Below are 22,276 nucleotides of genomic sequence, written 5' to 3' on the forward strand. Positions count from 1 at the left end.
ACCGGTTAATTCATGGAAGAGAAACATCACAGCGCCGTCGGCATCCAGGTCGATGAACACGGCATGCACCTGCCGAGCCGCACGTCGGTATCGCGGCGCGGGCGGATCGTGCTGATCGTGATCGGCGCGCTGCTGGCCGCCGGCGCGGCGCGCACGATCGTCGTCAACGTCCTGAACCGCAACCAGCTCGACGCCGTTGCCGAGCAGAACACGCACCAGTACGTCAACGTCGTGCATCCGGTCGACGCGGCCACCGGCGGCAAGCTGACGCTGCCCGGCACGCTGCGCGGCTTCATCGAGGCGCCGATCTACGCGCGCGCGAGCGGCTACGTGCTGCGCTGGCAGGCCGATATCGGCGCGCACGTGAAGCAGGGGCAACTGCTCGCCGAACTCGACACGCCCGAGCTGAACCAGGAACTCGCGCAGGCCACCGCGCAGCGCCAGCAGGCGCAGGCCACGCTCGCGCTCGCGAAGACGTCGTTCGACCGCGCACAGCAGCTGCGGCAGCGCGATGCGGTGTCGCAGCAGGAACTCGACGACCGGCAAGGCGCATTCAACCAGGGCACCGCCAACCTCGCCGCGGCCGACGCGAACATGCGCCGGCTCACCGAGCTGAAGGGCTTCCAGCGCATCGTCGCGCCGATCGACGGGATCGTCACGCAGCGCAACGTCGACGTCGGCGATCTCGTGAATTCAGGCAACGCGGGCCGCTCGCTGTTCACCGTCGTGCAGGCCGACCGGCTGCGCCTGTACGTGCAGGTGCCGCAGGCGTATGCGCAGCAGGTGAAGGTCGGCCAGCACGTGAGCGTCGCGCAGGCCGAACTGGCCGGCCAGACCTTCGACGGCACGATCACGCGCACGTCGCAGGCGATCGACGTCGCGACGCGTTCGCTGCAGATCGAGATCACGCTGCCGAACCCGGACGGCCGGCTGCTGCCCGGCGCATACGTGCAGGCGACGCTGCCGATGACGCCGGTCGGCCGCCTGCAGATTCCGGCCAGCACGCTGCTGTTCCGCGCCGAAGGGCCGACGGTCGCGACCGTCGGCGCGAACGGCCACGTGCACCTGAAGGCCGTGTCGGTCGTGCGCACGATCGGCCAGACGCTCGAAGTCGACGGGCCGCTCACGCCGAACGACCGCCTCGTCGCGAACCCGAGCGACGCGCTCGCGGACGGCGACACGGTCGTCGTGCAGGCGCCGGCCGCGCAGCCGGCATCCGCGGCTGCGGGAGCGAAGTCGTGATCGCGATGCGCGCCCGCCTGCGCCCGACGGCGGTTGCGGCCGCGGCGACGGTCGCGCTCGCGGCCCTCGCCGGCTGCACCGTCGGCCCCGATTACCACCGCCCGGCCGTCGATACGCCGACCGCGTGGCGGCTCGACCCGGCCGATGCGTACTGGCACCCGGCCTCGCCGGCCCGCGCGCCGCTCGATCCGGCATGGTGGACCGCGTTCGGCGATGCGCAGCTCGATGCGCTGGAAGCCGACGCGCTGCGCAACAACCAGAACCTGAAGGCCGTCGCCGCACGCTACGACCAGGCGAAGGCCACACTCGCGTCGGTCGCGTCCGCGCAATATCCGGCCGTCGGTCTGAATGCGAGCGGCCAGCGCTTCAAGATCTCCGCCGACCGGCCGCAGACCAACTACGCGACGGTCAGCACGTCGACCGTGCAGAACGACATCCAGGTCGGCGCGAGCGTCAGCTACGAGCTCGACCTGTTCGGCCGCGTGCGGCGCAGCGTCGAATCCGCGCAGGCCAGCTCGGAGCAGGCACGCGACGATTTCGCGAACGCGCGCCTCGTGCTGACCGCCGATCTCGCGTCGAGCTACTTCGCGCTGCGCGAACTCGATACCGAGATCGACGTGGTCAAGCGCTCGATCGACCTGCAGCAGAAGGCGCTCGACTACGTGAGCGCGCGCCACGACCTCGGCGCGGTCTCGGGCCTCGACCTGCTGCAGCAACGCTCGCAGCTCGATGCGACGCGCACGCAGGCGCAGTTGCTGATCCAGCAGCGCGCGCAGGTGGAAACCGCGATCGCGACACTGGTCGGCACGCCGGCCCCCGCGTTCTCGCTGCCGCCGCGCGTGGTGCCGATCCATGCGCCCGAATTGCCGACCGGCATGCCGAGCGACCTGCTGCAGCGGCGGCCGGACGTCGCGTCCGCTGAACGCGCGATGGCCGCCGCGAACGCGCAGATCGGCGTCGCGCGCGCCGCGTATTTCCCGCGCATCGCGCTGTCGCCCGACATCGGCTGGGATGCGACGCGCTTCGCCGGCCTGTTCACCGTGCCGGCGCTGCTGTGGTCGGTGGGCGCGTCGGTCAGCCAGCCGCTGTTCGAAGGCGGCAAGCTGAAGGCCGGCGTCGACTTCGCGCAGGCCGGCTACGTGGCCGCGCAGGCCGATTACCGGCAGACCGTGCTCACCGCGTTCCAGGAGGTGCAGAATGCCGTAACGGGCCTGTCGGTGCTCGCGCAGGCCGCGCAGCAGGCGTCGGCCGCCGTCGACGATGCGCGCAAGCTCGTGTCGCTCGCGCAGGACCGCTACGCGGGTGGCCTGACGCCGTTCATCGACGTGCTGACCGCCGAGCAGCAGTTGCTGACGAGCGAACGCCAGGCCGTGCAGATCCAGGGCCAGCGCGCGGCGCTCGTCGTGTTTCTCGCGAAGGCGCTCGGCGGCGGCTGGGACGGCACCACCGCGCCAACCGCCGTCGCGGGAGCGTCCCCGCAGCACGACGCGGGCGCGGCCCCCTAACCCGGTTACGCGGACAAGCCTATGAAAGTCCTGATCGTCGAAGACGAACCGAAAGTCGTCGAATACCTGAAAAGCGGCCTGACCGAGGAAGGCTGGGTCGTCGATACCGCGCTCGACGGCGAGGACGGCGCGTGGAAGGCCGTCGAGTTCGACTACGACGTGGTCGTGCTCGACGTGATGCTGCCGAAGCTCGACGGCTTCGGCGTGCTGCGCGCGTTGCGCGCGCAGAAACAGACGCCCGTCATCATGCTGACCGCGCGCGACCGCGTCGACGACCGCGTGCGCGGGCTGCGCGGCGGCGCCGACGACTACCTGACCAAGCCGTTCTCGTTCCTCGAGCTGATCGAGCGGCTGCGCGCGCTGACGCGCCGCGCGCGCGTGCAGGAATCGACGCTGATCTCGATCGGCGACCTGCGCGTTGACCTGATCGGCCGCCGCGCGACCCGCGACGGCACGCGCCTCGACCTGACCGCGCAGGAATTCCAGCTGCTCGGCGTGCTCGCGCGGCGCAGCGGCGAGGTGCTGTCGAAGACGACGATCGCCGAACTCGTGTGGGACGTGAACTTCGACAGCAACGCGAACGTCGTCGAGACGGCGATCAAGCGGCTGCGCGCGAAGCTCGACGGCCCGTTCGCGGAAAAACTGCTGCACACGATCCGCGGCATGGGCTACGTGCTCGAGGCGCGCGAGGACGGCGACGGCGAGAGGCACCCATGAAACGCTCGATCACCCTGCGCCTTTCGGCGATGTTCGGCATCGTGTCGCTGCTCGTGTTCACGCTGGTCGGTTGCGGGTTGTTCGTGATGATGGAGCGCCAGTTGTTCGCCGAACTGCGCGCGACGATCGACACGCGCGCGAAGGTCGCGCAGATGATCGTGTCGCACGCGACGACGGCCGCGCGCGGCCGGCTGATGCAGGAAAAGCTCGCCGACCTCGAACCGCCCGACGGCTCGACGCGCTACCAGATCGAGAGCCCGGACGCCGACTTCCGCTTCGGTCGTCCGATCGACGGCGCGCCCGTCGGCAAACCGTTCGGCGCATTCCGGCAATACGCGCTCAACCACAGCAGCTACGACGTGATGACGAAGACCATCCCGATCGCGGGCAGCGGCGAGCGCCCCGATCTGAAGCTGATCGTCGCATCGTCGTGCGAGCGCACGCAGCGGATGCTGCGCCGTTTCGTGTGGACGCTCGCCGCGCTGATCGCGACGGCCACCGTCATCACGCTGCTGCTGAGCCGCGCGGTCGCGCGCTTCGGGCTCGCGCCGCTCGAACGGCTGTCGCAGGACGCGGCGGCCGTCAGCGCCACCAACCGCCGCCAGCGGCTGCAGACCGACGCGCTGCCGACCGAGCTGCGCGATCTCGCCGCCTCGTTCAACGGCGCGCTCGAACGCATCCAGCAGACCTACGCGCGGCTCGAAGCCTTCAACGCGGACGTTGCGCACGAACTGCGCACGCCGATCAGCATCCTGATCGGCCAGACCCAGGTCGCGCTGACGAGCCGCGACCGCTCGGTCGACCGGATGCGCCAGACGCTGCAGTCGAACCTCGAGGAGTTCGAACGGTTGCGCGTGATCATCAACGACATGCTGTTCCTGTCGCGCAGCGATCGCGGCGAGCGCGCGACCGACCTGAAGCACGTGTCGCTCGCCGACGAGGTGCGGCGCATGCTCGATTTTCTCGAAATTCCGCTCGACGAAGCGCAGTTGCGCGCCGAACTGCACGGCGACGCGCGCGCGGCCGTCGATCCGTCGCTGTTCCGCCGCGCGATGACCAACCTGCTGATCAACGCGATCCAGCATTCGGCGCCCGGCGCGACGCTGAACGTGACGATCACGCGCCGCGACACGCTCGTCGACGTGTCGGTCGCGAACCCCGGCGAGCCGATCGATCCCGTGCAGCGTTCGCACGTGTTCGAGCGCTTCTACCGGCTCGAGGAAGCGCGCGCGAACAGCAAGGAGAATCACGGGCTCGGGCTGTCGATCGTCAAGGCCGTCGCGGAAATGCATGGCGGCAGCGTGTTCGTCGCGTGCTCGGGCGGCACCAATACGTTCGGCTTCTCGGTGTCGGCGCAGCCGTTCACCGGCGCCCCGCTGCGCGCGGCCGACGCGACCGACCCGCATGCGCCGCACCCGGCGCGCCCGGCGCACGCATCGCGCGCGATGCACTGACGACGGCCGCGCCGCCGAGGGCAGTTTTCTTCAATACGGGCCCGCTCGGCTTCTTTAGTCTCGATGCGACTTTCACATTCGCATGGAGACTTCCGATGAGCATGCTGGTTTCGATGGCCGCGTTCGCGCTGGCGTCGTCGATCACCCCCGGTCCCGTCAACATCGTCGCGCTCAGTGCGGGCGCGCGCCACGGTCTCGGCGCAAGCCTGCGCTATGCGGCCGGCGCGACGCTCGGCTTCGTCGCCCTGTTCCTGCTGATCGGCCTCGGGCTGCACGCGGCGCTCGCGCGCTGGCCGATGCTGACCACGGCCACCCAATGGTCGGGAATCGCGTTCCTGCTCTACCTCGCATTGCGGCTCGCGCTCGACGACGGCCGGCTGTCGGCCGACCCCGCCGATCCGGACGCGCCGAGCGTCGCCGGCCCGTCGGCAGCGGCCGGCGCGGCGATGCAGTGGCTCAATCCGAAAGCGTGGCTTGCGTGCGTGGCCGCGATGGGCGCGTATGCGGCCGACGGCGACCGCACGCAGGTCTGGCAATTCGCCGCGCTGTATCTGGTGATCTGTTTTGCGTCGATCGCGTGCTGGGCGTATGCGGGCGCATCGCTGCGGCACCGGCTCGCGAACGCGCGGCGGATGCGGCTGTTCAACCGCGCGATGGCGTTGTTGCTCGCGGGCAGCGCGCTCTATCTGCTCGACCTCTAGCGCGGTCGTTCCGCGATACGCGCGTTACGCCGAATGGCGTATTCGACCGGCGTCGCGAGCCGATGGCGGCCTGCCGCCGTACGGCGCCGCAGCGATCCGGCGTTGCCCGCTCCGCCGCTCAGCTCGCGGCGCTTCGATATTGTCCCGGCGTCGCGGCTGCGATGCGGCGGAACGCGCGCTGGAAATGCGCCTGGTCGGCGAAGCCCGCATCGAGCGCGACGTCGGCGATCGGCCGGCCGCGGCGCAGCTCGGTGCGGCCGTACTGCACGCGACGATCGATCAGGAACGCATGCGGCGTCATGCCGTAACGGGCGTTGAACGCGCGGATCAGATAGGACGGCGACAGATCGGCGGCCGCGCAGATCGCATCGAGCGTGACGGCCTGCCGGCAATGCGCGGCGATGTAGTCGGCCGCGCGCGCGAGCTTCGCGTTGTCGGTGCCGCGCGCGGCATGCGCAGGCAGGTCGCGATCGAGCGCGCCGTGCAGTTGCGTGAAGAATTCGACCGCCGCGCTTTCCTTGCCGAGCGGATCGACGCCGGGCGACACGAGCGTGCGGTAGAACCCGCCGAATTGCGCGAACAGGTCGCGCCGTTGCGTCAACTTCGGCGAAAAACCATGAAAATCGCCATTCGGATCGCGCCCCAGCGAATGCTGCAGACGCGTGAGCCACGGCACGTCGACGTAGACCATCCGGTATGCCCACGCGTCGGGGCCGTACGGGTTGCATGCATGCACCTGTTCCGGATCGATGATCACGAGCACGCCGCGCCCGACGTGCTCTTTCGTCGGGCCGTTCAGGTAGGTGCTCGTGCCGCCGACGATCGCGCCGAGCGAAAACGTGTCGTGCGTGTGTTTCGCGTAGCAGATCGTCCGCCCGTCGTCGACGGTGCGCGCCTCGATGAACGGCAGCGCGGCGTCGCGCCAGAATGGCGACGGCACGGCGAGGGGGGTGGCGGAACGGCTCACGCGACAGGCTCCCGGATCGGATGGCGAACGCACACCGTACAAGACTGCGCGACGCGACGCAACCGCAAGCCGACGCGTCGCGGCCGGATCGCCTAAGCTTTGAATTCCGGCCGCCGCGGCGCACGCGGCGGGTTCCGTTCCCTCTTCAAACCGGTACGTTCATGCACATCGATCTGAAAGGCAAGACCGCGGTCGTCACCGCCTCCACCGCCGGCATCGGGCTGGCAATCGCCGAAGGGCTCGCGCACGCCGGCGCGCGCGTCGTGGTCAACGGCCGCAGCGACAAGTCGGTCGACGCCGCGCTCGCGCTGCTGCGCACCGCGGTGCCCGGCGCGGACGTCGACGGCGTCGCCGCCGACCTGTCCGGTGCCGACGGCGTCGCGCGCATCACGCAGCACACGCCGGAGGCCGACATCCTCGTCAACAATGCGGGCATCTACGGGCTGAAGGCGTTCTTCGACATCGACGACGGCGAATGGGAGCATTACTTCCAGACCAACGTGATGTCCGGCGTGCGTCTCGCGCGGCATTACCTGAAGGGGATGCTCGCGCGCAACACCGGCCGCATCGTGTTCATCTCGTCGGAATCGGGCCTGAACATCCCGGTCGACATGATTCACTACGGATTCACGAAAACCGCGCAACTGGCGATCTCGCGCGGCCTCGCGAAACTCGCGGCCGGCACGAACGTGACGGTCAATTCGGTGCTGCCGGGGCCGACGATGTCCGAAGGCGTGCGGGCGATGCTGAAGGCGACGGCCGACGAAACGGGCCGCAGCATCGACGATGTTGCCGTGGATTTCGTGCGCAGCGAGCGGGCAAGCTCGATCATCCAGCGGCCGGCGACGACGGAGGAAGTCGCGAACCTTGTCGTGTACGTGTGCTCGCCACAGGCATCGGCAACCACAGGCGCGGCGTTGCGCGTCGACGGCGGCGTGGTCGACACGATCGCGTAACGGCAAACCCGGCCGGCAAAACCGGGACGGCAGGCGCGGCGGACGGCCGCCGCGCTATCGGAAAGCGGCCTTGCCCGGCTGCAGCGCGCCCTTGCGGTCGGCGTCCATGCAGGTATCGAAGCCGCGTTGCGTGACGGCGCCGGCTTTGTCGAACACGACGAAGTAAGGCCGATGATCGTTGCCGTGCTCGATGACGTAGTTGTAGCAGACGCCGTTGCCGTTGCGGACCATCCACACGCTGCGCGGATTGCCGCCCGCGCGGACGACGTCGGTGCGCATCGCGCCATGCCGCGACGCGGCCCTCGCCAGCGGGGTACGCGAATACGAGAACGGCAGCCACGAATCGAACCACGCACAGCCGTGCAACATCAGGCAACTGGCCGCCAGGGACAGCGTCGCTGCGGGACGGGACATCGGAATCAATCGCATGCTTGGAGGAATCTGCTGCGCCGTGCCGGCGCGATCGAAAGCCCCATGCTACTAGACCTTGGGGTTCGGATCGAAAAGAAATGTTGAAATCGGTGTCCGGCGGCGCGGATCATGCACGCCGCGCGCAAACCGGATCGCGGTGACGCGCAGCGGCGCCGGACGGGCCGTCACCCGCCCTTGCCGGTGCGCCGTTCACCGTTCACCGTTCACCGTTCACCGTTCACCGTTCACCGTTACGCCGATGCGACGGACCGGCGCCGCGGCCGGCACCGTCATGCGACCCATTCGGCCCACAGCATCGTCAGCACCGTCATCAGCGCGGGGCCGACGAACAGCCCGATCAGGCCGAACGTCTCGGCGCCGCCGAGAATGCCGAACAGCACGAGCAGGAACGGCAGGCGCGTCGAGCTGCCGATCAGCACCGGCCGCACGAAATGCTCGGCGACGAACACGACCACGAAGCCGACCGCCAGCACCACGATCGCCCACACGGTCGCCCCCTGCACGAACAGCCACAGCGCCGCGCCGCAGAACACGATCGGCGCGCAGAACGGCAGCATCGCGGCAATGGCCGTCACGAGGCCGAGCAGCGCCGAGTGCGGGACGCCCGCGAGCGCATACGCAACGCCGAGAATGGCGCCCTCGCCCAGCCCGACGACGACCAGCCCCGTCACCGTGCCGTACACGGCCGCGACCATCCGTTCGATCAGATCCGCGCCGCCGCGCCCGAACGCACGCCGCGCGCCCTGCAGCAGCGCACCCGACAACTTGTGGCCGGCACGCAGGATCACGAACAGCGTAACCAGCATGAAGCCGAATTCGAACAACCCGTGCGCGAGCTTCGTGCCGAACTGCCGCCCGAAAGCGATGAATTTCGCGCCGCTCGCACCGTGCATCGCCGAGTCGGCATGCAGCGGATGACCGAGATTGGCCTGCCACCATTGGGTGATCTGCGCGGACCCGTAAGGCAGCCGCCCGACCACGTCCGGCAGCGGAATGCCGTTGTCCTGGATCGAGTGCAGCCACATGCGCAAGTCGTGCTCCTGCGCGAACGCCTGCCCCAGCGCGAGCGCCACCGGCAGCACGACGAGCAGCGAAATCCCGGCGGTGATCACCGTCGCGGTCAGGGTCGGCCGGTCGCGAAACCACCGGTCCGACTCGAAGCGTTTCAGCAACGGCCACAGCGCGATCGCGATCACGCATGCCCATGCAATGGCGGGAATGAAATCGCGGATCACCCACAGCGCGAGCATCAGCAACACCGCATACAGCACGGCGCGGGCAATCTGCTGCACGCGCGGGCGCACGGCGGCATCCTGGGAGGGCGGGACATGTGCGCGCATGGCACCTCTGTCGAAATGAAAAAATGGCGGTTCGCCCGGGCCGAAAACCCGGGCGAACCGCCATTCTATCCATCGTTGCCGCGACGGCACGCCGACGTCGCGCGCCACGTCGTCAACCGCGGGCCGCGGCGAACGCCGCGCCGTCGCGCGACCGGACGCGTGCTCAGGCCACCTTGTCGGCGACGCGATAGCGCTCCAGCCAGTGCGCATACGGCGCGGGCAGCGTCCACGACGGACGCTCGACGCCGAGCTGCTTGGCCGCGTAGTACGGCCAGTGCGGATCGGCAAGATGCGCGCGGCCGATCATCACGAGGTCGAGCTGCTGCTCGGCGACGACACGGTTCGCCAGTTGCGGCGTGTCGATGCCCCACGCCGACGACACCGGCAGGCCGGCTTCGCGGCGCACGCGTTCGGCGATCGGCGCGAGGAACGCCGGGCCCCACGGAATCTGCGCGTCGGGCGTCGAGAAGCCGACCGACACGCTCAGCATGTCGAGCCCTTCCTGCTTCATCCGCTGCGTGAGCGCGATCGATTCGGCGAGCGTCTCTTCGTCGCGGCCGTCGTATTCGATCACGCCGAGGCGCGCGGTCAGCGGCAGGTGCTCCGGCCATACCTGGCGCACCGCCTTCAGCGTATCGACGAGGAAGCGGCTGCGGTTTTCCGCCGAACCGCCGTATTCGTCGTCGCGCCGGTTCGAATGCACCGAGAAGAAGCTCTGGCCGAGATAGCCGTGCGCGAAGTGCAGTTCGAGCCATTCGAAGCCGAGGTCGCGTGCGCGCTTCGCGGATGCAACGAAATCGGCCTGCACGCGCGCGATGTCGTCGTGCGTCATCGCGCGCGGCGTCTTCGGCAGATGCGCGCCGAACGGAACGGCCGACGGGGCGATGGTCTGCCAGCCGCGCGGATCGCCGTCGGCGATGTGATCGTCGCCTTCCCACGGACGGTTCGCGCTCGCCTTGCGGCCCGCATGCGCGATCTGGATGCCGGGCACCGCGCCCGCCGCCTTGATTGCCGCGACCGACGGCGCGAACGCCTCGGCCTGCGCATCGGTCCACAGCCCGGCACAGCCCGGCGTGATACGGCCTTCCGGCGACACGGCCGTCGCCTCCGCGATCACGAGGCCCGCGCCGCCGCGTGCGATGCCGGCCAGATGCACGTGATGCCAGTCGTTGACGACGCCGTCTTCGGCGACGTACTGGCACATCGGCGGCACCGCGATGCGGTTGCGCAGCGTGACATCCTTGAGTTTGAACGGTTCGAACAGGGCAGACATCCACCACTCCTTTGCTTGGTTCTGCGAAACGGCTGGACGATCCACCGCACGGGGTGCGCGGCAGAACGATTCGGGCCGTCGTCGGGCCGGCTGTGCCCGGCGACGGAAACGGCGCGGCACCGGTCATGCCGGCGCCGGGCAAACTTTCATCGACGGCCGAGTTGCGCGAGCAGCGCCTCGGCCGCAGGCGCCGACGACGCGGGGTTCTGCCCCGTGATCAGCAGCCCGTCGGTGACGACGTGCGGCGCCCAGTCGGCGCTGCGCTCGAACTGCGCGCCGTTGGTCTTCAGCATGTCCTCGACGAGGAACGGCACCACTTCCGTCAGCTCGACGGCCGCCTCCTCGCTGTTGGTGAAGCCCGTCGCACGCTTGCCGCGCACGACCGACTCGCCGGTGTTCGGATCCTTCACGTGGCGCAGCACGCCCGGCGCGTGGCACACGGCCGCGACCGGCTTGCCGGCCGACAACGCGCGCTCGATCAGGCCGATCGAATGCAGATCCTCGGCGAGATCCCACAGCGGGCCGTGGCCGCCCGGATAGAACACCGCGTCGTAATCGTCGATCGACACGTCGGCCAGCTTGCGCGTCGCCGCGAGTTCGGCCCTGGCCGCCGTATCCGCGTCGAAACGGCGCGTGGCGTCGGTTTGCGCGGCCGGATCGCTGCTTTTCGGGTCGAGCGGCGGCTGGCCGCCCTTCGGCGACGCGAGCGTCAGTTCGACGCCGGCATCCTTGAACGCGTAATACGGCGCGGCCAGTTCCTCGAGCCAGAAGCCGGTCTTCTTGCCGGTGTCGCCGAGCGTGTCGTGCGAGGTCAGGACAACCAGAATCTTCATGATCGGACACTCCTTCGAAATGGGGGAACGGGGCCGCGTCGCGCGGCGGCCAGCATGGCGCACGCCGCGTGCCGCGAACGACGCGCGCCTGCCGGTTAGTCCGCTGGCGGGCGCCGACGTGCCGGTCGCGCATCGAAAATGTTCGTTGCCCGATGCTATTAGACCAGTCGTCTAGTCATAGCATCGAAAAAAACGACGACCTCTCCTGCACGAGCAGCATCGCAGCGCGATATGGCATTTTCGCGTCTGCGCGATGCGTCAGGAACGGCGTCGCATTCAGCAGGCTGGATGATAGCCCTGGATTAGACCGGTCGTCTAGCGATCCGGGCTTCGGCCCTGCCACCGTCATGGCTTTTGCAACGGAGCGCATCCGGCAACAGCCGTTGCCGATCGCGCCCCCTTTCCGCTCCGGTGCTGCGGCATTCGCGGGCTCGTTCAGCCGCGAACATATCGCCGATCTGCCGCGCGAGCACGGCTGCCCGCAGGGCTGGAAATCGTCATCGAGCGCGGTTCGGTCGACGGGTTCGCGAATGGCGGCCGCGTGGCGGTAACGGGCCTGATATTTCCGCCGTGCGATGCGGATCGTGGCGCCGTATTCGCCGAGCAGGGCCGCGTGACGTTTCCGGGGCCGACGGTGATGCAACTCGACGCGCGCCACACGGCGCCCGACGACTTCGCGCCAGCGATTCGACCGGCCGGCCGGGCTGCGCCGCTCGACGTCGCATCAAGCGGTGCAGCCCGGCCGGTTTCACGCTCAGAGCAAGCCCATCCCGCCCGACGCGATGATTTCCGCGCCGACGATGAACGCTGACTCGGGTGCGCTCAGGTGCAGCACCGTCGACGCGATTTCGTCCGGCGTGCCGAACCGGCCGATCGGCACGAGCCCCTTGATCTTTTCCGCGGTCTCGTCGAGCGTCGCCGCATCGAGCCCGAGCTTGCCGTACAACGGCGTCTCGACCGGCCCGGGGCTCACCACGTTCACGCGCGCGCCGTGCGGCAGCAATTCCGTCGACAGCGTCTTCGCGAACGAATTGACCGCCGCCTTGCTTGCCGCGTACACGGACGAACCCGGCATCCCGATGTGCGCGTTGATCGACCCGTTGATCACGATCGACGCGCCGCGGTTCAGCAGCGGGACGAGCGCCTGGATCTGGAAATACGCGCCCTTCACGTTCGTGTTGAACACGAGGTCCCACAACGCTTCGTCGATATCCGCGAACGGCGCGAGTTTCGCGACGCCCGCGTTGATGAACACGGCGTCGAGCCGCGCGCCGGATGCCGCGATCGCATCCGCCAGCGCCCGCGCCGACGCGACGCTGCCGGCCTCGTTGCGGATCGCGAGCGCGCCGTCGCCGAGCGTCTCGCGCGCGGCGGCGAGCGTCTGCTCGTCGCGACCGGTGATGATGACCTGCGCGCCTTCGGCCGCGAATGCCCGTGCGGCCGCCAGGCCGATGCCGCTGTTGCCGCCCGTGACGAGTACCGTTTTTCCTTCGAAGCGTTGCATGATGTTCTCCTGTGAACCGGTGAGTTGACCGTGAACACAGGATGCGCGCGGCGCCCGGGGTTGCCGTACGACGGGCGCGGCGGACACGTTCGAAATCTTCGAACATGTTTGCGGAGGCTCGCCCGGACGGCGCGCTCAACCCGCCACGTCGATCCCGTCGAGCAGCCGCTGCGCGAGCCGCGGTTCCCGCAATTGCTCGAGCCACCATTGCAGCGCGCGGCCGTCGCGATCGCCGCGCCACGCGACATACAACACGTTCGGTTCGCGCGGATCGGCCGTTTCCTTCTCCACCAGCTCGCCGCGCGCCAGCAGCGACGCGACCCGCCGGCGCGGCACCCAGCCGACGCCGAGCGCGTCGCGCTGCGCAAGGATCTTCGCGCGCATCGACGGCACCGCGAGCACCGCCTGCCCGCCGAGCAGCCCGTATGCCCGGCCGACCGAGCGCCGCGACGAATCGGCGACGACGACCGCGCGGTGCGCGCCGATCGCATCCCGCGTGAGCCGCTCGCTCGACGCCGCAAGCGGATGGCGCGGCGATACCGCGAACACCCACTCCATCGCGCCGAGCTCGAACCACTTGAAACCCGGGATTGCCGGCGGCTCGTTGGTCGCGCCGACGACCAGATCGGCGCGACCGTCGCGCAGCGCCTCCCAGGTGCCGCCGAGGACTTCGTGCGTGAAGCGCAGCGACACGCCCGAATCGAGCGTGTCGAACGCACGCACGACCGGCAGCAGCGTATCGAACTCCAGCACCTCGTCGCTGACGATCCACAGCCGGTCCTCCCAGCCGCTCGCGACCTGCCGCACGCGCTGCGTGAGCCGCGCGACGTGCAGCGCGAGGCGCGATGCCTCGTCGGTCAGCAACTGGCCGGCCGGCGTGAGCTGCAGCCGGTAGCCGCGCCGGTCGAACAACAGCGCGTCGAAGCGCGTTTCGAGCTGCCGCGCGGCGTGCGACACCGTCGACGGCGCCTTGCCGAGCCGCGCGGCCGCCCGCGACAGGCTGCCGGTTGCGCGGATCGCATCGAGCAGCGCGAGTTCGTCTTCGGACAACATGAGCGGCACTCCGGTCGGGGGGTGTCGTGGATCGTAAGGCAGCGGCGGGCGGCGGTCCAATCGAATGGCGCTGCGCCCGGTGTGCGGCGGATGCAGGCCAACCCTCCCGACGGGGGGCGATCCCTTCGGGCATCCGGACAGCCACGACCACAAGCACGCTCATTCCCCCGGACGCACGAAGCCGCACATGCCGCCCTTCCGAGCGCCAGTCCGGCCATGAACTTCCGGTATGCTGACAAACACCGAATTCCAGTATCCGAGGTAACCACTGCGATGGACATCGCGATCCGCATCGAAGGCCGCCACGACCTGACCGGGCAGATCTTCCGCCAACTGCGCACAGCGATCGTCGACGGGCGGCTCGAAGGCGGCACCCGCCTGCCGTCGACGCGCGACCTCGCGAAGCAGCTCGGCGTATCGCGCAAGACGACGCTCGATGCATTCGAGCGCCTCGTCGCCGAGGGCTACCTGAACACGCGCGCCGGCGACGGCACGTTCGTCACCGACGGCCTCGCGCGGGTGCCGCATGCGGCCGCCGCGGCAACGCCGTCGCTCGTCGAAGCCACGCCGCCGGTTCATGCCGTCGATGCGCGCGAACTGTGGGACGACCTGCCCGACGCGCTCGCGATGCCCACGCCGCAGGACTCGCCCGCCTTCGACTTTCGCGGCGGCGTGACCGACAAGACGCTGTTCCCGTTCGACGCGTGGCGCCGCTGCCTGCACCACGCGCTGCGCCAGCAGGCGCGCGGCCCCGGCCAGTATCACGACCCGGCCGGCGATCCGCAGTTGCGCGGCGCGATCGCGCGCTACGTCGGGTTCAGCCGCGCGGTCGCGTGCGGCTGGGACGACGTGCTCGTCACGCAGGGCGCGCAACAGGCGCTCGACCTGATCGCGCGCGTGGTCGTGCGGCCGGGCGACGTCGTCGCGGTCGAGAATCCCGGCTATCCGCCGGCACGCGCGGCGTTCGCGTCGCTCGGCGCGACGGTGATCGGCGTGCCGGTCGATGCGCACGGCATCGTCACCGAGCGGCTGCCCGACGACGCGCGCCTCGTCTACGTGACGCCGTCGCACCAGTTTCCGCTCGGCATGCCGATGACGCTGGACCGGCGCGTCGCGCTGCTCGAATGGGCGCAGCGCCGCCGCGCGGTGATCATCGAGGACGACTACGACGGCGAGTTCCGCTTCGAAGGCCGCCCGGTGGAATCGCTGAAAAGCCTCGACCGCACCGGCCTCGTCGCCTACGTCGGCACGTTCTCGAAAACGATCTTCCCGGAACTGCGGATCGGCTACGCGATACCGCCGCGCGCGCTGCGCGGCGCGCTGTCCAAGGCCAAGCAGATCGTCGACTGGCATACCTGCTCGCTGACGCAGGCCGCGCTCGCGCGCTTCATGCTCGAAGGCGACTTCGCCCGGCACCTGCGGCGCGTGCAGAAGCACTACGACGCGCGCCGCACGATGCTGATCGCGCACCTGCGCGGCGGCCTCGCGCCGTGGTTCGACGCGATCGCGCCGACCGCCGGCATTCACCTGGCCGCGCTGCTGAAACCCGGGCTCGACGAAACCGCGCTGGTGCGGGCCGCCCGCGCCGACGGCATCGGCCTGTACGGGATCTCGGCATTCCATGTCGGCGCGCCGGTCCGCGCGGGCTTGCTGTTCGGCTATGGCGGGATCGACGCGCTGCGTATCGACACGGCGCTCGCGAAGCTGGCCGCGCTGCTGGATTCGGGCGGCACCGGCCACACGCCACTGGTTACCTGAATTTTCCGGAAATTGGACATTCAAGCAAGCCAGTGAGCGGCATACAGTGGGTCCTGTCGCGCCGCCGTGCGCATCAACCACCCAGGACCCACCATGCAACCGCGCCTGAACTTCTACGCCGCCAGCCCGAACGCCATCAAGGTGATGCGCAACGCCGAGGAATTCCTCGCGAAGAGCACCATCGAAAAACCGCTCGCCGAACTCGTCCGGCTGCGCGCCTCGCAAATCAACGGCTGCGCGTTCTGCGTCGACATGCACACGACGGACGCGCGCAAGGGCGGCGAAACCGAGCGCCGCCTGGCGACCGTCGTCGTGTGGCGCGAAACGCCGTTCTTCACCGAGCGCGAACGCGCGGCGCTCGAATGGACCGAAGCGCTGACGCTGGTCGCCGACAACCACGTGCCCGATTCCGTCTGGGAAGCCGTGAAACCGCATTTCAGCGACGCGGAACTGTTCGAACTGTCGCTGCTGATCACGACGATCAACGCGTGGAACCGCTTCGCGATCGCGTTCCGCAAGATGCCCGAATAAGGAGACGACGATGATGCGTTCGACTCTCCGTCATACGTTTCTGTGCGCGTCGCTCGTGCTCGGCGCCGCGCTGCCGGCCGCCGTCCATGCGCACGACGCAGGCGACAACGTGCACGCGATCATGCGCCAGGCCGTGCCCGAAGCGCCCGGCAAGCTCGCGGTCGTCGCGACCGTCGACTATGCGCCCGGCCAGGCGTCGGAACCGCACCGGCACCTCGGCTCGGTGTTCGCCGTCGTGTCGAAAGGCGAAGTGCTGTCGCAGGTGAACGGCGGCCCGGTGCGCCGCTATCGCGCCGGCGAAGGCTGGTACGAGCCGCCCGGTTCGCGCCATCAGGTATCGCGCAATGCGAGCGCCACCGAACCCGCTCAACTCGTCGTGTTCGGGCTGACCGGCGAGCACGATCCGCTGACGTCGCCGATCGATCAGTGACGACGTTTCAGGCGCGCGTGCCGCAGCGCACGCGCGCCTGCTTCACGACCGGCCGCCCTGCCAGCGCCATGCCGGATCCGCGCCGATGCCTCACTGGTTTCGGCCATCTCCCCTCCGCCGCTTCCTCATTAACCGCTCCCTACACGCCGCCACCCGCGCACGGCCCTCCGTCGAGCCACCTCCGCGCACGTCCGCACCGCCATTCGGCGCACGCCTGATCTCGATCAACGCGGGCGAAAACCCTTCCTTGAAATTAACTAACTCATCAATTAGCGTCGATTTCATGAACGCGAAATCCACCGTCGCCAAGCCGCGCGGGCGCCGCCCGTCGGTGGAGGACTTCGACCTGCGCGGCCACATGCTCGACGTTGCGATCCAGCTGTTCGCCGAGCGCGGCATCGCCGCGACGACGGTAGCGCAGATCGCCGCGGCCGCCGGCGTCACGTCGGCGATGGTCCACTACTACTTCACGAGTCGCGAGCACCTGCTCGACGCGATCGTCGAGGAGCGGCTCGCGCAGGTCATCGCGTTCGTGTGGCGACCGACCGCGCCGGAGATCGACAACGATCCGTTCGCGCTCGTCGCCGAACTCGTCGACCGCTTCTTCGACGTCACGCATCGCATGCCGTGGCTGCCGTCGATCTGGCTGCGCGAGATCGTCCACGAAGGCGGCCTGCTGCGCGAGCGGATGGTCCGCCGCATTCCGCTCGAGCATGTCGGGCGTTTTGCCGAACGCATCCGCGCCGCGCAGCAGGCCGGCACGCTGAACCCGTCGCTCGAACCCGCATTCCTGTTCCATTCGATCATCGCGCTCGTGATGCTGCCGCTCGCGACCGCGAAGCTGTGGCAAAGCGCGCGCGGCCTGCCGCCGATCGATCGCGACGTACTGCATCGCCATGTCCACGCGCTGCTCGACTCCGGCATGCAGGCGCCCGCCACCGCGCCGGATGCGCGCTCGCGCACGCCACGGAGGCCGTCGTGAGCACCGCCCGCGCGCTGCCGCTCGCGCTGGCCGCTACCGCGCTGCTCGCCGGTTGCGGACGGCCGGCAGACACCGGCACGACCTACCAGGGCTATGTCGAAGGCGAATTCGTGTACCTGTCGTCGTCGCAAGCGGGCACGCTGACCCAGTTGTCGGTCGAGCGCGGCCAGGCCGTCGCGGCCGGTACGCCGGTGTTCGCGCTCGAAGCCGTCAGCGAAACGGCCGCGCTGCGGCAGGCGCAACATCAGCTCGCGGCCGCGCGCGCGCAGCTTGCCGATCTGCAGACCGGCAAGCGTCCTCCGGAGATCGCGGTCACGCGTGCCCAGCTCGCGCAGGCCACCGCACAAGCGGCGCGGGCCGCCGCGCAACGCGTGCGCGACGAACGCCAGTACGCGGCCGGCGGCCTGTCGCAGCAGCAGCTCGACGATACGCGCACCGCCGCGCAGACCACTGCCGCGCAGATGCGCGAGTTGCAGAACCAGGTCGAAGTCGCGCGGTTGCCGGGCCGCGAGCAGCAGGTCGCCGCCCAGGCCGCGCAGGTCGACGCCGCGCAGGCGGCCGTGACCGAAGCGCAATGGAAGCTCGATCAGAAGCGCGTCGCCGCGCCCGCCGCCGGGCGCGTGTACGACACGCTGTACCGCGTCGGCGAATGGGTGCAGGCCGGCAATCCGGTCGTGCAGATGCTGCCGCCGCAGAACCTGAAGGTGCGCTTCTTCGTGCCGGAGGCGGCCATTGCGTCGCTCGCCCCGGGGAAGACAGTCTCGGTCCACTGCGACGGCTGCCCGGCCGACTTGCCCGCGCGCATCACCTACGTGTCGAGCGAGGCCGAGTACACGCCGCCCGTGATCTACAGCAACGCGAGCCGGACCAAGCTCGTGTTCATGGTCGAGGCGCGCCCGGCGCTCGCCGACGCGCCGAAGCTGCATCCGGGCCAGCCCGTCGCCGTGAGGGTGCGATGAACGTGCCTTCCGCTCCGTACGCGATCGACGTCGACCGCCTGAACAAGCGATTTGGCGACAAGCACGTCGTGAAGGACGTATCGCTGCGCGTCGCGCGCGGCGAGATCTTCGGCTTTCTCGGACCGAACGGCAGCGGCAAGACCACGTCGATCCGGATGATGTGCGGCCTGCTCACGCCCGACTCGGGCAGCGGCACCTGCCTCGGCTACGACATCGTGCGCGACAGCGCGCAGATCAAGCGGCGCGTCGGCTACATGACGCAGCGCTTCTCGTACTGGGAAGACCTGTCGATTCGCGAGAACCTCGATTTCGTCGCACGCGTGTACGGGATGCCCGATCGCCGCGCGGCCGTCGCGCGCGCGCTCGACGGGCTCGGCCTCGCAAGCCGGGCGGACCAGCTCACGGGCGCGCTGTCCGGCGGCTGGAAACAGCGCCTCGCGCTCGCCGCGTGCATGCTGCACGAACCGGAACTGCTGCTGCTCGACGAACCGACCGCCGGCGTCGATCCCGCCGCGCGCCGCGACTTCTGGGAAGAACTGCACCGGCTGGCCGCACAAGGGATCTCGGTGCTCGTCAGCACGCACTACATGGACGAAGCCGAGCGCTGCCACAAGCTCGCGTACATCGCGTCCGGCGAACTGCTCGCGCAAGGCACGTCGACGGAAATCGTCGCGTCGCAGCACCTGTCGACCCGCACGATCACGGGCGGGCACCTGGCCGAACTGTCCGCGCAGCTGCGCACGATGCCGGGGGTCGACCAGACCGTCGTGTTCGGCTCCGCGCTGCACGTGAGCGGCCGCGATGGTGCGCTGCTCGACGCCACGCTCGCGCAGGTCGCGGCACAGGCCGCCGCGCAGGCGAACGGCCGCGCATCGCTGCAGGTCGCGCCGATCGACACCGGGCTCGAAGATGTCTTCATCTACATGATGGGCCGTGCATCCGGGCCGCCCGGCGGAGCATCGTCATGAACGCATGGACGGGCCTGCGCGAGTCGTTCTCGGTCGCGCGCTGGTGGAGCATCGTGATGAAGGAATTCCTGCAGCTGCGCCGCGATCGCGTGACGTTCGCGATGATCGTCGGCGTGCCGATCATCCAGCTCGCGCTGTTCGGCTTCGCGATCAACACCGATCCGAAGCATCTGCCGACCGCGGTGATCGTCGCCGATCCGGGCCCCTTCGCACGCAGCTTCATCGCCGCGATGCGCAATTCCGCGTATTTCGACATCGTCGCGGCGCTGCCCGACGAAGCGGCCGGCCGGCATGCGCTCGCGCGCGGCGACGTGCAGTTCGTGCTGAGCGTGCCGGCCGATTTCTCGAAACGGCTGCTGCGCGGCGAGCATCCGTCGCTGCTCGTCGAGGCGGACGCGACCGATCCCGTCGCGACCGCGTCGGCGATCAGCGCGCTGCCGGGCCTCGTGCAGCCCGTCGCGGACAAGGACCTGACGGGCCCCCTCGCGCGCCTGAACGGCCGCCCGCCCGCGTTCGACGTTGTGCTGCATCGCCTGTACAACCCCGAAGGCATCACGCAGTACAACGTCGTGCCCGGCCTGATGGGCGTGATCCTGACGATGACGATGGTGATGATGACGGGCCTCGCGATCACCCGCGAACGCGAGCGCGGCACGATGGAAAACCTGCTCGCGACACCCGTACGGCCGATCGAGGTGATGACGGGCAAGATCGTCCCGTACGTGTTCATCGGGCTGATCCAGGTGTCGATCATTCTCGCCGCCGCGCGGTACGTGTTCGAGGTGCCGTTCGTCGGCGGCGTATTCGCGATCTACCTGGCCGCGCTGCTCTTCATTGCCGCGAACCTGACGGTCGGCATCACGCTGTCGTCGCTCGCGCAGAACCAGTTGCAGGCGATGCAGCTCGCGGTGTTCTACTTCCTGCCGAACATCCTGCTGTCGGGCTTCATGTTCCCGTTCGCCGGGATGCCGAAGTGGGCGCAGTTCATCGGCAACCTGCTGCCGCTCACCTACTTCAACCGCCTGGTGCGCGGCATCCTGCTGAAAGGCAACGACTGGACCGACCTGTGGCCGTCCGTGTGGCCCGTCGCACTGTTCACCGTCGTCGTGATGGGTGTCGCGCTGCGCTTCTACCGGCGCACGCTCGATTAGGGGCCGCGCGATGAAACCGCCTTCGCGTCGCGCCTCCCTCGCTGCCCACGGCAGCGTGCTGGCCGCCGTCGCACTGCTCGCCGGATGCGCGGTCGGGCCGGATTTCCGCGCGCCGGACCCGCCGGCCACGCCACGGTACACGCACGATGCGGCGCCCACGACCACGGCCGCCGCCGGCGGCCCGGCCGGCGGCGCGCAGACGTTCGAGCCGTCCGCACACACGCTGCAACGCTGGTGGACGACGTTCGGCTCCGATCCGCTCGACCGCCTCGTCGATACCGCATGGCACAACAGCCCGACGCTCGCCGAGGCCCGCGCGCGGCTCGACGAAGCACGGCAGAACCATGCGGCCCAGGCCGGCGCGACGATGCTGCCGCGCGTCGACGCAAACCTGTCCGCCACGCGCGAGCAGGTCGACATCGCCTCGTTCGGGCTGCCCGCCAGCGTGCCGAATCCCGGGCCGTTCACGCTGTATGACGCGTCGGTGAACGTGTCGTACACACTCGACGTGTTCGGCGGCGACCGACGCGCGCTCGAAGCGCTGCGTGCCCAGGTCGACTATCAGGCGTACACGCTCGATGCCGCCCGCCTGACACTCGCGGGCAACGTCGTCGCGACCGCGATCCTGCGCGCATCGCTCGCGCAGCAGGTCGCGCTCACGCGGCAGCTCGTCGACGCGCAGGCGCGGCAATTGCGCATCGTCGAAGCGCGCTTCGCGGCGGGTGGCGTGTCGCGGGCCGACGTGCATGCCCAGCGTGCGCTGCTCGCGCAGACACAGGCATCGTTGCCGCCGCTCGCGGCGCGCTACGCGCAGGCCGGCCACCGCCTCGCGATCCTGCTGGGCGCGCCGCCGTCCGGCGCCGTGCTGCCCGACCTCGCGCTCGACGCACTCGCGCTGCCGCGCACGCTGCCGGTCGCGCTGCCGTCGACGCTCGCGCGCGAACGGCCCGACATCCGCGCGGCGGAGGCCGTGCTGCACCAGGCGAGCGCGAACGTCGGCGTGGCCACGGCGAACCTGTATCCGCGTTTTTCGATTTCGGCAGGGGTCGGGTCGGAGCGCACGCGCATCGTGGATATCGTGAGCGGGCTCAATGTGTGGAACGTCGGCCTGGGCCTGACGCAGCCGCTCTTTCACGGCGGCGAGCTGCGCGCGAGAAAACGCGCGGCCGAAGCGGCGTACGACGCCGCATTCGCGAGCTATCGGGAAACCGTGCTGCTGGCGCTTCAGCAGGTCGCCGACGCGATGCGCGCGGTCGAACACGATGCCGCCGAATTGCAGGCGAGGAACACCGCTGCGCAACAGGCAGCGGCGAGCAATGCGATTGCCGGCGACCGCTACGCGGCGGGCGGAATCAGCCGGGTCGACCTGCTCGACACGCAGCGGCAGGCACTGCAGACCGCGCTCGACCGGACACGCGCGCAAGCCGACCGGCTTGCCGATACGGCGGCGCTGTTCCAGGCGCTGGCGGGAACGTGGACGGATGATTCGCATCACTGATCGCCGGATGGCGCGAGCACGC

General features: G+C 69.5%; 21 protein-coding genes and 1 pseudogene. 15 read left to right on the plus strand and 7 right to left on the minus strand.

From position 1 onward, the window contains the following. The first annotated feature begins 12 nt into the window (after nucleotides 1-12). The 5 genes from BME24068_RS11660 to BME24068_RS11680 all read left to right on the plus strand — a co-directional run bounded on the left by BME24068_RS11660 (nucleotide 13) and on the right by BME24068_RS11680 (nucleotide 5,619). Nucleotides 13-1,242 carry an efflux RND transporter periplasmic adaptor subunit gene (locus BME24068_RS11660; protein ID WP_174926140.1) on the plus strand — a complete coding sequence of 410 codons (1,230 nt, stop codon included), beginning with the start codon at nucleotides 13-15 and terminating at the stop codon, nucleotides 1,240-1,242. Between the two features lie 5 nt (nucleotides 1,243-1,247). Beyond that, complete coding sequence (locus BME24068_RS11665) at nucleotides 1,248-2,747, plus strand: efflux transporter outer membrane subunit (protein ID WP_174926220.1); 1,500 nt, start codon at nucleotides 1,248-1,250, stop codon at nucleotides 2,745-2,747. A gap of 21 nt (nucleotides 2,748-2,768) precedes the next feature. Continuing rightward, a complete protein-coding gene (locus BME24068_RS11670; RefSeq protein WP_096498828.1) occupies nucleotides 2,769-3,464 on the plus strand; it encodes a heavy metal response regulator transcription factor in 696 nt (231 codons plus the stop codon). Then, nucleotides 3,461-4,918, plus strand: a complete 1,458-nt coding sequence (locus tag BME24068_RS11675; protein WP_096498830.1) for a heavy metal sensor histidine kinase — start codon at nucleotides 3,461-3,463, stop codon at nucleotides 4,916-4,918. The genes BME24068_RS11670 and BME24068_RS11675 overlap by 4 nt, the downstream gene beginning before the upstream one ends. Before the next feature lie 95 nt (nucleotides 4,919-5,013). Further along, on the plus strand, nucleotides 5,014-5,619 hold the full coding sequence (locus BME24068_RS11680; RefSeq protein ID WP_174926141.1) for a LysE family translocator: 606 nt from the start codon (nucleotides 5,014-5,016) through the stop codon (nucleotides 5,617-5,619). 118 nt (nucleotides 5,620-5,737) lie between these two features. Here BME24068_RS11680 and BME24068_RS11685 read toward each other — a convergent pair whose 3' ends face one another. Next, nucleotides 5,738-6,586, minus strand: a complete 849-nt coding sequence (locus BME24068_RS11685) for an AraC family transcriptional regulator (RefSeq protein ID WP_174926142.1) — start codon at nucleotides 6,584-6,586, stop codon at nucleotides 5,738-5,740. A 161-nt stretch (nucleotides 6,587-6,747) separates the two neighbouring features. Between BME24068_RS11685 and BME24068_RS11690 the strand changes: the two genes are divergently transcribed. Then, nucleotides 6,748-7,542, plus strand: coding sequence for an SDR family NAD(P)-dependent oxidoreductase (locus tag BME24068_RS11690; RefSeq protein WP_096498836.1), 795 nt, complete (start codon nucleotides 6,748-6,750; stop codon nucleotides 7,540-7,542). A 54-nt stretch (nucleotides 7,543-7,596) separates the two neighbouring features. On the opposite strand, the gene BME24068_RS11695 is transcribed toward BME24068_RS11690, so the two are convergent. From BME24068_RS11695 to BME24068_RS11710, 4 genes are all read right to left on the minus strand, one after another. Continuing rightward, nucleotides 7,597-7,971, minus strand: coding sequence for a hypothetical protein (locus BME24068_RS11695; protein ID WP_174926143.1), 375 nt, complete (start codon nucleotides 7,969-7,971; stop codon nucleotides 7,597-7,599). Nucleotides 7,972-8,243: 272 nt separating this feature from the next. Further along, entirely contained in the window at nucleotides 8,244-9,314 is a 1,071-nt protein-coding gene (locus BME24068_RS11700) for an AI-2E family transporter (RefSeq protein WP_174926144.1), read from the minus strand. A 163-nt stretch (nucleotides 9,315-9,477) separates the two neighbouring features. Further along, nucleotides 9,478-10,587: an NADH:flavin oxidoreductase/NADH oxidase gene (locus BME24068_RS11705; protein ID WP_174926145.1), complete on the minus strand. Its 1,110-nt coding sequence runs from the start codon at nucleotides 10,585-10,587 to the stop codon at nucleotides 9,478-9,480. A 146-nt stretch (nucleotides 10,588-10,733) separates the two neighbouring features. Beyond that, complete coding sequence (locus BME24068_RS11710; protein ID WP_174926146.1) at nucleotides 10,734-11,420, minus strand: type 1 glutamine amidotransferase domain-containing protein; 687 nt, start codon at nucleotides 11,418-11,420, stop codon at nucleotides 10,734-10,736. Between the two features lie 404 nt (nucleotides 11,421-11,824). On the opposite strand from BME24068_RS11710, the pseudogene BME24068_RS34980 reads away from it, so the two are divergent. Next, nucleotides 11,825-12,066 (plus strand): annotated as a pseudogene (locus BME24068_RS34980) (GH32 C-terminal domain-containing protein); the annotation flags it as partial. A 108-nt stretch (nucleotides 12,067-12,174) separates the two neighbouring features. On the opposite strand, the gene BME24068_RS11720 reads toward BME24068_RS34980, so the two are convergent. Both BME24068_RS11720 and BME24068_RS11725 read right to left on the minus strand, forming a co-directional pair. Next, complete coding sequence (locus BME24068_RS11720; RefSeq protein WP_174926147.1) at nucleotides 12,175-12,924, minus strand: SDR family oxidoreductase; 750 nt, start codon at nucleotides 12,922-12,924, stop codon at nucleotides 12,175-12,177. Between the two features lie 135 nt (nucleotides 12,925-13,059). Then, nucleotides 13,060-13,977, minus strand: a complete 918-nt coding sequence (locus BME24068_RS11725; RefSeq protein WP_174926148.1) for a LysR family transcriptional regulator — start codon at nucleotides 13,975-13,977, stop codon at nucleotides 13,060-13,062. A 273-nt stretch (nucleotides 13,978-14,250) separates the two neighbouring features. Between BME24068_RS11725 and pdxR the strand changes: the two genes are divergently transcribed. The 8 genes from pdxR (at nucleotide 14,251) to BME24068_RS11765 (ending at nucleotide 22,254) form a co-directional block, all read left to right on the plus strand. Further along, the gene (gene pdxR, locus BME24068_RS11730; protein WP_174926149.1) at nucleotides 14,251-15,735 is read left to right on the plus strand and encodes a MocR-like pyridoxine biosynthesis transcription factor PdxR; all 1,485 of its coding nucleotides are present in this window, start codon (nucleotides 14,251-14,253) and stop codon (nucleotides 15,733-15,735) included. Nucleotides 15,736-15,828: 93 nt separating this feature from the next. After that, nucleotides 15,829-16,266, plus strand: a complete 438-nt coding sequence (locus tag BME24068_RS11735) for a carboxymuconolactone decarboxylase family protein (RefSeq protein ID WP_096498852.1) — start codon at nucleotides 15,829-15,831, stop codon at nucleotides 16,264-16,266. Nucleotides 16,267-16,276: 10 nt separating this feature from the next. Next, nucleotides 16,277-16,696 (plus strand): cupin domain-containing protein, encoded by a 420-nt coding sequence (locus tag BME24068_RS11740; RefSeq protein WP_174926150.1) that lies wholly within the window; start codon nucleotides 16,277-16,279, stop codon nucleotides 16,694-16,696. A 283-nt stretch (nucleotides 16,697-16,979) separates the two neighbouring features. Further along, nucleotides 16,980-17,678 carry a TetR/AcrR family transcriptional regulator gene (locus BME24068_RS11745; RefSeq protein ID WP_174926221.1) on the plus strand — a complete coding sequence of 233 codons (699 nt, stop codon included), beginning with the start codon at nucleotides 16,980-16,982 and terminating at the stop codon, nucleotides 17,676-17,678. Then, complete coding sequence (locus BME24068_RS11750; protein WP_174926151.1) at nucleotides 17,675-18,637, plus strand: HlyD family secretion protein; 963 nt, start codon at nucleotides 17,675-17,677, stop codon at nucleotides 18,635-18,637. Before BME24068_RS11745 ends, BME24068_RS11750 begins: the two co-directional genes overlap by 4 nt. Continuing rightward, entirely contained in the window at nucleotides 18,634-19,605 is a 972-nt protein-coding gene (locus tag BME24068_RS11755) for an ABC transporter ATP-binding protein (protein ID WP_174926152.1), read from the plus strand. The genes BME24068_RS11750 and BME24068_RS11755 overlap by 4 nt, the downstream gene beginning before the upstream one ends. Beyond that, a complete protein-coding gene (locus BME24068_RS11760) occupies nucleotides 19,602-20,756 on the plus strand; it encodes an ABC transporter permease (RefSeq protein ID WP_174926153.1) in 1,155 nt (384 codons plus the stop codon). Before BME24068_RS11755 ends, BME24068_RS11760 begins: the two co-directional genes overlap by 4 nt. Before the next feature lie 10 nt (nucleotides 20,757-20,766). Continuing rightward, nucleotides 20,767-22,254, plus strand: a complete 1,488-nt coding sequence (locus tag BME24068_RS11765) for an efflux transporter outer membrane subunit (protein WP_174926154.1) — start codon at nucleotides 20,767-20,769, stop codon at nucleotides 22,252-22,254. The last annotated feature ends 22 nt before the right edge of the window (nucleotides 22,255-22,276 follow it).

This window comes from Burkholderia anthina (genome assembly GCF_902498995.1).
Taxonomy (GTDB): domain Bacteria; phylum Pseudomonadota; class Gammaproteobacteria; order Burkholderiales; family Burkholderiaceae; genus Burkholderia; species Burkholderia anthina.